Origin of the sequence: Hyphomicrobium sp. 2TAF46 (genome assembly GCF_052114865.1) — a bacterium.
In the GTDB taxonomy this organism is placed as follows: domain Bacteria; phylum Pseudomonadota; class Alphaproteobacteria; order Rhizobiales; family Hyphomicrobiaceae; genus Hyphomicrobium_B.
In genome coordinates, this window is the sequence record NZ_JBFRFO010000007.1 from 92,586 (window position 1) to 104,728 (window position 12,143).

A 12,143-nucleotide genomic window follows, 5' to 3' on the forward strand; every position below is an offset into this window, starting at 1 on the left:
GATTCATCAATAGGCTCAATTGTCGTAAACAGGGCGGAAAAACCCGCGTCAAAATTCCTTTCCCTCAGCAATTTTTCCCGACGCTCACAATCCCAATGCAATATTTTACGCAGGCTTAATGGCCGACCTGCTGTGATCGATTTCGTTCGCTGTTGTGCGTCAAATCCGTTCGGAAAATCTGGTGTCTCTCTCCCTCGCAAGTTCAGCATCCAATAAGTCCAATCGCTCCGGCACGTCTCCCAAGACAATCGCTGGGCTTCTTGGCGCCGGCATCTTGATTGCTGCATTGGTCAGCCTATTCCTGCCGTCGCACGAAGACAGAATGGTGACCGCCGCGAAGCGGCAAGTCCTCAATAGCCTTGCAAATCCTGAGAGCGCCGCCTTCGCCGAAATCCGGGTCGCTGAGGAACGCGTCAAGTCCTGGACATCATACGCCGTCCAAGGCTGCGTGAAGGAACGCAGCCCCTCAAGCGATTTCCCAATCTGGCGCGGCTTTTCCGTTGAAGGCGGCGAGGTGAGCTTTCGCTCGCTCTATTGCCCGTTCCTTCCCTGATCCACAACAGCGTGCATAACGACCGCTGAAGCAAACAGAACGGCAGGAGGACTGTGCACCCCTGCCGCTATCCTTAGGCTACTCGCGTCGCTTTTCCGACGGTCTCTTATCGCCAACGGCCATCGCCGCGCCAATCGCGCCGGTCGTTCCAGTCGTAACGGTCCCGATCGCGTTCGAAGCGGCGCTCGTCCCACCAGCGACGGCGCCAACCTTCGTGACGGCGCCACTGATGCTCGCGCCGCCACCAGCGACGGTCACCGTTGTAATATCCGTCGTCGTGGACGAGCTGCGCGGTTAGACCGCCGCGATGTGTGTCGGCCTTCGCGGCGGTGAGACCTCCGAACGTCGTCAGAGCAAGGGCAACCGGCAAAAGCGCAAGAGTGCGTTTCATGACTTCCTCCCTCAAGCGCGCTCACATGGCCGCTTGAATAGAGGTGCATTCAACATCAGCGGCCCGGAACCCAGGCTGAACGGGAGGTTTATCCGCCATTGGGAAGTTCGCCGCAAACCGGCCATCATCGTGCAGCGAGCCCATATCCGTCGGCGCTACAAAACAGTTGGCATCATCAACGGCGCTTCGCCGGCTCGCTTCGATGCTCATCACTCAACGTTGCGCCAATTTTGAAGCAACCAGGGCGAACGCTCCTTAACGTTGATCTCCCATTATCAAGCCACATAGATCCTCTTCTGCCCGGCAACATCTTCAGCTAACGGTCAGTCGTTAGGTCTACTGGCAACGAACGATGCTTGAGTTAGGTTGAAGCGGCTCTCAGAGAACCTCATATCTTTGCCGGCACTACGGGAAAGCTGATGATGGCAAACGATGCACCGCAAGCGGTTCTTCTTACGCTCCTCGTCTGCACGTTAGGCCGCGTGAAACCGCTCGAGCGCCTGCTGCACTCATTGAATGCGCAAACGCTCAAGAATTTTGAAGTCGTTATCGTCGATCAAAATGCCGAGGGGTTCCTGGATTCGACGATACAGAAATTCCCCGCTCTCCGCATAAATCATTTGCGCACGCGGCCGGGCCTTTCCCACGCAAGAAACGTGGGCCTCGCAGCGAGTTCCGGCCGATACATCGGGTTCCCTGACGATGACGTCTGGTATCGACCCTCAGTTGTGGAAGAGGTTCTGGATATCTTCCGGAGGAATTCGAAACTGAACATCATCACGGGGCGCTCGATCGATCCACTAGGACGCGGCGTAACCGTCACGCTGCCTGGAGAGGCACTGATAACGCGCGAAAACATTTTTGAGGCGGGTAACTCGAATACGATTTTCATCGAACGCATGCTCGCACAGTCGCTCAACTTCGATGAAGGACTGGGCCTCGGCGCAGCAAGCGAATTCCAATCAGGAGAAGAAACGGATTTTCTTCTGCGAGCCCTCGGTAAGGGAGCCGCCGGATGGTATTTTCCGGACCTCACCATATTTCATGACCCGATCGATAACGGCGCCCCTCTCGCCGAGAGAGCACGCAGAACAACCGCCTATGCGCGAGGCTTCGGCTACCTCATTCGCAAGTACCACTACCCCCCGTCTTACATTTTAGGAAAAATTGGAAAAACCGCTCTTCGCGGCGCTTGGTGCCTCGCGACCGGCGATTTCGGGGGGGCACGGCTCAGACTTGCTTGGGCAAATGGCGTGCTCTACGGATACAGCAGAGGCAATCCGAAGTTATCGATCGCGGTTGAACGCGCGCACGCGAAAAAGCAATAGGTTCCGATCGATCCCGCTTCTGCTTCGTCTCCCTCACCCGGTCCCTCCCGAATTTCAGTCCGGAATGTGCTTTTTGAGTTGGTCGAGCATCGGTGGTGGCGTGCCGCCGGGAAACGGCCGCGGCTCGGCGAGATAGGGATAGTTTTTATCCCACCAAGGACCGGCAGCCCAATACGTGAAACCGATGTAGCCGCCCTCGGAAGGCGTCGCGAGCGAACTCTGCCAACTGCGCAGCATGTCGTCGCCCTCTTGCAGACAGAGAGAATTATTGGCCCAGCCCGCCTCCCCGAGGATGCCGTGCATTTTGTATTTCTTCAGCCAAGCCGTGAATGGCTCAATCCGTCGCGAACCGCTGAGCGGCACGCAGACCGATGACGTGCCGGAGGAATCCACATCCAGATATTGGTGAGCTTCGACCGCGAAGTTGTTGAGCGGATCGTAGGCCTTGAGGACCTGAACCTGATTGTCCGACGAATCCCACGAATGTGCTCCATCCCAATACGAACCTTGGAAAACGATCTTGTTGGGCGCGCCCGTGTCTCGAATGGCCAACGCGATGGTATTCGCGCTCTTCACCCAGTCGAGCGCCGATTGCTCATGCGGCTCATTCATCAAGCCGAACCAGATGTGCGGATTGTCTTTGAAACGCACAGCGAGCTTCGCCCAGAGCGCAGCCAAGTTCTTGTTCGAAACGCCGTTGGACCCCGCCAGCCCCGTGTTCTTGCCGTCGTCGGTGTAATAGGAACCGTAGTTGTGCATATCTAGAATGCACACGATCTCGTCGCTCGCGCACCTTACCGCAACGCGATTGAGCTCCTGCAAATCCTGCGCACGAAGTTTTGCCTGCGGACCGGGCTGGATGTTCTGAAACTTGAAGGGAATGCGCAGGATCTTGAACCCCTGCTCCTTGGACCAATCGATCCGCGCGTTTTCCGGATAGACATAATCTTTGTTGAACGTGGTACCGGTACCGAATTCCCCGCTTGCCATGTTGACGCCCATCGCCGGTTGAGCCGGCGGCAAAGTCCACTGGCCGATATGAACACCAGCGCGACCGGCATCGATTTCTCCGATCTCGTTGTCCTTGAGTTCGAGAACGAAATCACCCGATCTGGAAGCATCTCTTGCGCTAAGCGCGAACTTGATGGGAAACGTCGTGTTGCCATCGACCGTCAACACACCACTCTTCGGATCGAACGTACCGGCAGGAACTGCCGCAGCGATGGCATCTGCCATGCCATGCTGGAAGGCGCTTTCGCTGACCTTACTGCTCGGATGAATGCCGATCCGGATTCTTACCGGCTTCTTGATCGCAGCGCCGCTTTCATCGATCTCAAATTTGACGCTCTCACCCGATGAGATCGCCGGCACCGAACGCAAAATCGACCAGCGGGCCGCACGGTCATCACCGCCAGCGAAACGTGGGCCTTCGGTGATCAGCTTGAACGTCGATGAATCGCGAATTGCCGCCGGATTTTCCGATCCTCCGGAAATCACGAAATCGACCTGCTCATGCTTCCCTGGCGCCCACGACGCCGCTTCGCTTCCGGTAAATTTCCGACCACGCGCAAATTTGAAAGGAAAATTCAGCTCATACGTGCCAGCAGCCAGACGAAATTGAAACTCATTCGAGGTCACCGGTGTAAATGATAACCCGGGCCGCGCTGACAGCGCTTTCTGCGCAACGACGTCGTAAGTCTCCTCCAGGAGATTGTCGTCACTTGCCGCTCCCGAAACCCGCATCCGAACGGTCTGCCCGTCGGCGACACGGCAGGCAAAAAGATGGACTTCGAAATTCGCACCCTCGTTCAAGACGAGAGGATCGGGACTCACAATGTACGCGCCGTCACTTTTTCCCTGGCAGAAATCAGGCGCTGAGCCTGCCGCGACGGCCCGCGAAGAAGCGATCCCAGCCATCGAGGCCAGAGACATCGTCAGCACAGAGACGGATTCGAAAATTCCAGAGCACCGAACCATGAAAACCCGCTTTCAGTTTCTCCACTTATCGAGGTTCAACTTGCCTTGGCAGAAATCGGGATCGCTTGCGACTAAGAGGAGGACACTGACGATCTGGCGCAAGAGGCGACGCCTCCCCACCTAACATTTCACGATACACTCACGGCACTACTCCGGCTCTTCAGGGAAGTTCCGGCAGCCGAAAGTAAAGTCACAACTTGAAGCGCGCCGCTTATGCGACATTGATATGAGCCGCGGAACCAGCATCATCGGCGCCGAAGACGGCCGGCCACCCGAGAGCCCCGAGAACCCTGCCGCACGTTGCCGCAGACGCTATGGAGCCCGAAATGCCAGAACAAGTCAGCGTATGCATACCGACTTATGAACGGCCCAAGCTTCTTCAAGCTGCGATCCATTCATGCTTCGCCCAAACGTATCGCCCGCTGCACATCGTTGTCGGAGACAATTCACGCTCGGCCGAAACGGCCGATGCGCTCCGGGCCCTTCCTGTTCCGGAGGGCGTTACGTTTGATTATCTGCCGCGGCCAGAGATCGCCGCTCAGCGCGAGAACGTTATCCGATTGTTCAATCACGTCACGACGCGATACGTGTCGTTGCTGCACGATGATGATCTGTTTGCACCGGGGGGACTCGATGCGACCATCCAGGCTGCATATGAATATCCATCTAGCGTTGGAGCCTTCGGCGTTCAGGAAGTCGTGAACACGGCTGGCACGGTCCTGAACGCCGAGACTGCGGATTTCAATCAAACGTACCTCAGGACCCCGGAATATCTCGACCGCATCCAAAGCCTTTGGTTTTCTGTGCTTTCATTGCAATTGCCGAGTAACGGCTACGTTCTAAAGACCAGCTTGGCGAAGCAGGCTGCAACGACGTTACCGCCCTCACCCGGATCAGCCGTCGATGTCGCATTTGCTCTGCGCCTGGCTGACGTAAGCGGCGACGCATCGATCTTCGTCAGCTCCGTTACAACGCATCGCTATCGCTTGACGCCAGGCGCTGAAACGGAACGCTTGGATCATCTTCCTATCTTCACAATACTGCAGCAGATGACAGTCCCCGACGCTTATAACGACCTTCGGAAGCGGCGCTTGGCTATTTTCCTGATTGCCGCAATCAACGAACGGCTGAGCCGAGGCGACATTGAGACCGCACGGGAATTGATCCTCTCTGAGGACTATCCGGCATCCACGCGCTGGCGCCCAATGGGCATTTTTCACACCGCTGCCGCCCATCTGCGATTGCCGCCGTCAGTCGTCCGCGTGCCATACGCGATCAGCGGCAACCGGCGATTTGCGCACCGGAATTCGGCGAAAGCCTGACCGACACTCCGGCTCTGAAGCGGCGGCGTTACAAACCGTTTCGGCGACCCAGATCGTTCAGCGCCGACGCATAAGTATGACGACCGAGATACGACAGGAATTCCGCTTTCGCCGCGCGAGCACGCGCCGTCGAAGCGCTCATATCGGATCTGACCTTTTGCAGTTCGTGCACCGCGGCCACGATCGAGGGCTCCGCCCACAAAGCATCAGAAACGCCGTGATACGCGGGATCGTTGTCAGCAAACGCGATGAGGTCGTAAGGGACAACCGACAGCGTGTCCGCCGAACAAAAATCGGTGTTACCGGACCACCCCGTCGCGATGACGGGCACTTCCATGAGGATTGCCTCCGCGATCGTCAGCCCGAAACCCTCCGACCGATGCAGTGAGATATAGACATCGGATGAGCGGTAAAGTCCGCAAAGCTGCTCGTCCGTCCAGATTTCGTCGATGACTTTGATATTCCCGCCCCGCGCAATTTCTTGTTTGATGATGGCAAGATCCTGCGGGTAACGCTTGCCTTGCGAGGTCTTCAAGGTCAGTTCGGCGCCAGCATCGTTGCCGAATGCGCTTCTGAACGCACGTATAACCGCGAGCGGATTCTTCCTCTCGAACGAAGATCCCAAATTGAAAATGGACAAGACGCGGAACACTTGATCGCCAGGCTTTGGCGAAAGAACTTTGTCCATCTCCAGTTGGATAGGATGGGGAACGGTCAGCACCGGCTTTGTGGTGTATCGCTCGATCGTCCGCCGGCAAAACGTGCTAGGCACCATGAAGGCGTCTACAAATCGCATGGCGTCGATCCAATCTCCTGGCAGATATTCCAGCTCCCATGCCCAGTAGGCGATATTGTAGGATCGATAATATGAGCTGAGCCCGGCCTTGATTATTCCCGGCAGCAGCATCGGCGCATTCAAGTGAAAAATCGAAACCGTCGCTGGCAGATCACGATGTCCGCGCGCGTAAGCAACATCGTCTCCGGTCGCATAAAGATCCGAGACGTCGCGCGTTGAAAACTCCCAGCCGTAGTCCGCAAGCTGCCGAATGCAGAGACGCGCGGACCGGCCCAATCCTGAAGCTGAAGACAGAAGTCCGACGACTCGGATTCTCGCCGGCGTCTCTCGAAGAGTTCCGTGCGCAGCCGGCATGACTCTCGGCAGAATGTGCCTGCGGGCCAAGCGAAAGGAATTTCTGATCAGTTCACGTCGCAAGATCAATCATCTGAAAATGCAGAAACCCGCTTCACGCGTCGCTTCGCTGCAGTAGCGCTACGCACGCGGATCATCTGTCGTGCGATTATTTAATGCACCGGCTCAATGGACAAAAAGACGCATCAGCCAAGCTTTAACTTCGGTTGTTGTTAGCTTAGGTTTTTTGCGGTGCAACCGTGAACCTCCGCTGAGTCAGTTTCAATACGAAGAACCGACTTGGCTTACTTTGAAAATATTTTGAAGACGCAAAACCAAATTGCGAGCGACACGACGGCAAGCAGAAGAAACGCATATAAGCGAATTCTTCCTCTGTTGATGTGAGCAGAAGCTGCCAGCTTGGCGGCGTCAGAAGACGGCCGGATCTTCTCTTCCGCAGCACACTTATTTTGGTCGCTGGAATTGATCGCCGATTGAGTGGATTTCATTTTTCTACTGCCTGAGCAGATTCCACATCTGCGCTGTTTATATAAATTTGGAGGATCGTGCATGCATTTCCGCACAATCTCTGATCCGGCAACTGCTCCGCTCACTGAGTATTATCGGCATCGCGCCCTGCCCAACTCGTCGGAATCAACTGCGCAAGCACCGTTATATTTGCGGGCCGCTCTAGCCAATACCTCTATTCTGAAACGCTCATTGGATATCATCGTATCGGCTGGCTTGCTAGCATTTCTGGCTCCTTCGCTTGCCATAATCGCAATTCTCATTCGCCTGGAATCCGAGGGACCCGCACTGTTTCTACAGAGGCGCTTTGGTCGTGATGGCAAAGTTTTCATTTTATACAAATTTCGCAGCATGCGCGTGCAGGAATCCGATGGCTCCTTTGTTCAAGCCCGAAGTTGCGATCCACGCGTCACGCCTATTGGCCATTGGCTTCGTCGATCGAGTATTGATGAGTTGCCTCAGCTCTTCAACGTCTTGAGAGGCGACATGTCCTTGATCGGTCCGCGCCCTCATGCCCTGGCGATGGACCAGCACTATGCTCGCATCATTCCCCGCTATTCCGATCGTCTGCTCGTCAGACCCGGCCTTACCGGCTTGGCACAGATCTCCGGTTTCCGCGGCCCCACGAACACGATCGAGGACATTACAAAGCGCTTAGGACGAGATCGCGCTTATGTGCGCCGCTGGTCGTTCATGCTGGATCTCAAAATTTTGGCGCGCACGCCTCTTTCCCTGTTCGGGCCCAATGCCCTCTGACCAAGGACTTCGGTGGCACTCGGGAATAGAAAGGCGATTTGATGCTGGTTCGGAACCACGATGCTCAAAAGGCCTCGGCCCATTCCAGCCAATTTCTGTGGGACACGATTGCACGCCATCGGCCCATATTGATCGCATTTCCGCTGCTGTTCCTCGGCTTATCGGCAATCTACGTCTCTATGAGAGGTTCGAGTTTCACGGCAACCTCACGATTGGTCGTGGACAATCGCGTGCTCCAATTCAACCCGCAGGAAGCATTCCTTCCGACGTCGTCGATCAGCGCGCCGTTGCTGCAGAGTCAGGTTGCAATCCTTCAGTCCGACAAGATTGCGTTGAGCGCTATCAGGGCATTGGGTCTGACCAGAGATCCTGAGTTCCTGCCGCCAAACTTCACCGGATCCGACGAAGAGAAGGAACTGCAGGTTCTCGAGAATATTCAGAACAAAATTCATGCAAGCCGCATCGGCGAAAGTTATCTGATCGACGTACGCGCTACGTCCACCGATCCCGTTAAGGCCGCCAAAATCACCAATGCCCTGGTGAAGGCCTATCTCGATGATCAGACAAGTTCCAACGCCGACGTTGCAAATGCCGTCAGCCCATGGCTCCGCAACAAAGTCGCGTCACTCGGGACAACGGCGCGTGTGGTCAGCGAAGCGACACCGCCGCTGAAACGCGACCAGCTGCCCAACAGACTTATTCTGGTGCTCGGATTGGCGTCGGGATTGATCTTCGGATTCACCTTGGCATTCGCGCTCGACTGGTTCGATAACCGGATAAAAACGCGCGAGGCGGTCGAAAAAGTATGCGGCGCAGAATGCTTCGGCATGCTCCCCTGCATGAAGAAAAAGCCGTGGTACGCAAGACTTGGGCTGAACAAGCCCGCCGACTCTGCGCTTCCTGGGCGTCAGACTGTGGAAGACGAACCCTCGCTTCTCTGGGCGGTAGATCATCCGCAGAGCCACTTCGTTCACGCTTTGAGAAATACTCGTGCTGCAATCCTCGAGCAAAAGGAAAGTAATCCCGTCATCATCGGCATCACCTCTCCCGCATGCGGAGAAGGAAAGTCTGTCGTCGCTGCCAATCTTGCGCGGCTGATGGCCATTGCAAATCGGAAAGTGCTCCTCATCGATGCGGATCCCTACGGCTCCGGCCTCACCGCGCTGCTCGCGCCAACCGCTGTCGCAGGACTGGCGCAAGCGCTCGACGGCCGCAATCTGAGTGACATGCTTTGGACCTGCGATCGGACGGGCCTGCAATTTCTTCCTAACCCCGCGGGCGATCATCGTTCGCGTCCCGGTTATTCCCTCAGTGCTGCCAACCAGGAATTCTTCAGCAAGCTCGCGCAAGAGTACGACTGGATCTTTCTCGATCTGCCGCCGCTCGATCCCGTTCCCGACGTTCGCGAAGCTCAGCCACTCATTCAGGGAATGTTGCTCGTTCTCGAATGGAATAAAATCTCGGCCGGCCGGCTACAGATGCTCTTGGATTCTGCGGGCCCCGTAAGGTCGAAGCTCATCGGCGTGCTGTTCAACAAGGCCGGCGAAAAGATGTTTCGCAAGCAGCGCTCATCGTCTCCGCCACTCAAGAAGGCGGTTCGCAAGACAAAAAAATTCAGTCCGAAGCCGCGAAAGGCTGAAACGGACGCGCCAGCAGCGGGCGCCGAACAGACGTCTTCACCGGTCGCTCATGTCGAATGGATAGCGGGAGAATGACCATGCATAGGGCCTTCATGCGGATCGCATTTGGACTAACGCTGCTTTTCACCGGCGGTTTGGCGACACCGCTGTGCGCAGCCGACTACGCCTTGGATACTGGCGATAAACTCCATATCGCCGTCCACGATTGGCCGGATCTCACAGGAGAATTCAACGTCACGGCAACAGGCACGATCTTTTTGCCGGTGATTGGCGAAGTTCCGGTGAAAGGATTTACCGCCTCTGAAGTCGCGACCAAGATCGCGACAGAGTTGCAGCAACGACAGAAATTGAACGACCTCCCGAGCGCAACCACGGAAATTATTCAGTTCCGCCCCTTCTACGTCCTTGGCGACGTCCAAAGCCCAGGGTCTTTTCCATTTCAACCGGGCTTGACCGTGATGCAGGCCGTAAGCGTCGCAGGCGGATACTATCGCCTCGTCGATGTCGCGTCCTTGCGCCTCGAGCGCGACGCCATTGCCGCCAAAGGCGACATCGAGGTCTTGCAGACGCGCATGAAGCAACTCCAAGCGCGCCAGATAAGACTGTCCGCTGAGCAAAGCGGAGCTATGGAACTCGCATTTCCATCCGAATGGATGAAAGAGGATAGGTCTTCGCCCGAAACGCGCCTCGTCGCCGAAGAGCAAGCCATATTTACGACGAACAACGATAGCTTCGCACAGCGCAAAGCGACTTTCGATCGCTTTCACGAAATTTATGAAGGCGAGGTCACCTCGATCAAACAGCAGATCGAAAGCGAACGCCAGCAATATAGGTCTGTGCAGGACGAGCTGACGAGCGTTACGAGCCTCGTCGCACAAGGCTTGACGCAGAAGCCACGCAAGCAATCCCTTGAACGCACATTGGCGCAGGTCTCGGGAAATATCCAAGGCTTCAACACCCTCGTACTTCAAGCCCAGCAAAACATCAGCCAAACTGAGCAGGCAAAGCTCGATCTGCTCGTGCAAAGATCGGAACGGATCAATCGCGACACGCAGCTGACACGTGCTGAAATCGACAGCACCAAAGCCAAGATCGAGACAGCAAAGCGACTGGTGTATGAAGCCCAGATTGCGACGCCGGATACAATTTCTCACACCAAAACGGCACGGTTTCTCGTCGCCAAACAAGGACAGGGAGAAGCGACTGAGGTAGGCGCCGGCACGCCGCTGGAACCGGGGGACGTCCTCACCGTCGAACGCACTTACGGCGGACCTCCAGCGGAAGCCGTCGTCAACCAACCGAGCGCAAGGCAAGCTGCGCAGAATTAGGCGTGAGCCAACTCATCTTCGGCCTCGGGTTTGATCGCCGCCCCGTAGAGGAACCAGAGGAACGCCGCGGACTTGATCGAAAAAAGCGAATAACTGACGAGAAGATTGAGCCCTATGAAGAGAGCAACGGCGTGTGTCGCTCGCCGGATGCGCAACTGGCGCTCTAAGTCGGGCACACGATCGCTTGCCACGAGTGTTGTGAAAAACCAGACCAGACATGCTCCAAGCAGAGTTTGCGTGACAATCAGATAGGTCAGTCCGCTATCCAGATTCCGGCTGATCCTGCCCCACTCGGCCATGCCAATCACGTCCGAAAAATTGAGGTTACGCGCCAGCGCCATCGTCTTGGCGACGCGACCGCCAAAGTCATCCTGCAACGGATCTGGATGGAAAAGATGAGTAGAGATAGCGCCAAGTATCACAACGCCCGGCAAGTAAAATACCGCTGACCGCGAAGGTAATTTCGAAGCGATCGGAAACAAGGCAAGTACCAGAAGCGATGTGACGGTGGCGAAACGGCCGTCACATGCAAACAACAAGAAGGCCGTCGACCCGATGAACCAGGCCCGCATTGGCAGCGAGATCACTGGCCAAAAGCTAATGAGCAGGATGACGATGATGCAGACGTAATTCCCAAGCGAAACCGGCTCGAGGAAGATCGAGGAAACGCGGTGAATATCTATGAATGAAAAAAATCGTTCCCCTGGCCGTGTCGCACTGATGAAGAGGGAGGAATCCGAGTTCCAGAAATCGTCCGAAGCGAAATTGCGCGAATTTATGTAGTAGCTTCTGACATCGAAAATATCCGAGAAGAGGTCCGGATTGGCCACCTCCAAGACAGCAAAAATCACGATTATGAGGTGAAGCTTGAGAAACAGCGATACGGGGTTTCTCGAATATCGCAACCCCAGCATCAGAAAGACAGGGATCGACAGCACGTCACGGATATTCTTTGCGGCCAGCTCGTCCCTGAATAAGCTTACGATGAGGCCTAAGCCGACGAACGAAAACATGAGCACCAGCCACGGGCGGTCAGGCGGGCCGAGTGTCAAAACCAAAAGAAGAGTACTAAAGAAAAAAATCATCAATTCCGCCGCAATCACTTCGCCGGTCGTCACCGGCGTGACGTGTGCGTTCATGACGGCAAGCACCGCATTGAACAGCAGCGTTACGATCATGATGCCGGTAATT

The 12,143-nt window shown here is 55.9% G+C and carries 11 protein-coding genes; 6 read left to right on the forward strand and 5 right to left on the reverse strand.

The window, feature by feature from the left end; all coding sequences use genetic code 11:
- Positions 1-181: 181 nt before the first annotated feature.
- Entirely contained in the window at positions 182-553 is a 372-nt protein-coding gene (locus tag AB4Z24_RS15475) for a hypothetical protein (protein WP_441709639.1), read from the forward strand.
- Between the two features lie 106 nt (positions 554-659).
- On the opposite strand, the gene AB4Z24_RS15480 is transcribed toward AB4Z24_RS15475, so the two are convergent.
- Both AB4Z24_RS15480 and AB4Z24_RS15485 read right to left on the reverse strand, forming a co-directional pair.
- Entirely contained in the window at positions 660-944 is a 285-nt protein-coding gene (locus AB4Z24_RS15480) for a hypothetical protein (protein ID WP_441709641.1), read from the reverse strand.
- A gap of 21 nt (positions 945-965) precedes the next feature.
- A complete protein-coding gene (locus AB4Z24_RS15485) occupies positions 966-1,154 on the reverse strand; it encodes a hypothetical protein (RefSeq protein ID WP_441709643.1) in 189 nt (62 codons plus the stop codon).
- A gap of 212 nt (positions 1,155-1,366) precedes the next feature.
- On the opposite strand from AB4Z24_RS15485, the gene AB4Z24_RS15490 reads away from it, so the two are divergent.
- Entirely contained in the window at positions 1,367-2,272 is a 906-nt protein-coding gene (locus AB4Z24_RS15490; protein ID WP_441709645.1) for a glycosyltransferase family 2 protein, read from the forward strand.
- 54 nt (positions 2,273-2,326) lie between these two features.
- Here the strand turns inward: AB4Z24_RS15490 and AB4Z24_RS15495 are convergent, their stop codons facing one another.
- Positions 2,327-4,105, reverse strand: coding sequence for a glycoside hydrolase family 5 protein (locus AB4Z24_RS15495; protein ID WP_441709647.1), 1,779 nt, complete (start codon positions 4,103-4,105; stop codon positions 2,327-2,329).
- 470 nt (positions 4,106-4,575) lie between these two features.
- On the opposite strand from AB4Z24_RS15495, the gene AB4Z24_RS15500 reads away from it, so the two are divergent.
- A complete protein-coding gene (locus tag AB4Z24_RS15500) occupies positions 4,576-5,571 on the forward strand; it encodes a glycosyltransferase family 2 protein (RefSeq protein ID WP_441709649.1) in 996 nt (331 codons plus the stop codon).
- 28 nt (positions 5,572-5,599) lie between these two features.
- Here the strand turns inward: AB4Z24_RS15500 and AB4Z24_RS15505 are convergent, their stop codons facing one another.
- Positions 5,600-6,721 carry a glycosyltransferase gene (locus tag AB4Z24_RS15505; RefSeq protein ID WP_441709651.1) on the reverse strand — a complete coding sequence of 374 codons (1,122 nt, stop codon included), beginning with the start codon at positions 6,719-6,721 and terminating at the stop codon, positions 5,600-5,602.
- 549 nt (positions 6,722-7,270) lie between these two features.
- Between AB4Z24_RS15505 and AB4Z24_RS15510 the strand changes: the two genes are divergently transcribed.
- From AB4Z24_RS15510 to AB4Z24_RS15520, 3 genes are read left to right on the forward strand one after another with little or no spacing between them, the layout of a single operon-like run.
- The gene (locus tag AB4Z24_RS15510) at positions 7,271-7,984 is read left to right on the forward strand and encodes a sugar transferase (protein WP_441709653.1); all 714 of its coding nucleotides are present in this window, start codon (positions 7,271-7,273) and stop codon (positions 7,982-7,984) included.
- A gap of 41 nt (positions 7,985-8,025) precedes the next feature.
- The gene (locus AB4Z24_RS15515; RefSeq protein WP_441709655.1) at positions 8,026-9,699 is read left to right on the forward strand and encodes a nucleotide-binding protein; all 1,674 of its coding nucleotides are present in this window, start codon (positions 8,026-8,028) and stop codon (positions 9,697-9,699) included.
- Positions 9,696-10,952: a polysaccharide biosynthesis/export family protein gene (locus AB4Z24_RS15520; RefSeq protein ID WP_441709657.1), complete on the forward strand. Its 1,257-nt coding sequence runs from the start codon at positions 9,696-9,698 to the stop codon at positions 10,950-10,952. The genes AB4Z24_RS15515 and AB4Z24_RS15520 overlap by 4 nt, the downstream gene beginning before the upstream one ends.
- Here AB4Z24_RS15520 and AB4Z24_RS15525 read toward each other — a convergent pair.
- Complete coding sequence (locus tag AB4Z24_RS15525; protein ID WP_441709658.1) at positions 10,949-12,055, reverse strand: hypothetical protein; 1,107 nt, start codon at positions 12,053-12,055, stop codon at positions 10,949-10,951. The genes AB4Z24_RS15520 and AB4Z24_RS15525 overlap by 4 nt on opposite strands.
- Positions 12,056-12,143 lie beyond the last annotated feature (88 nt).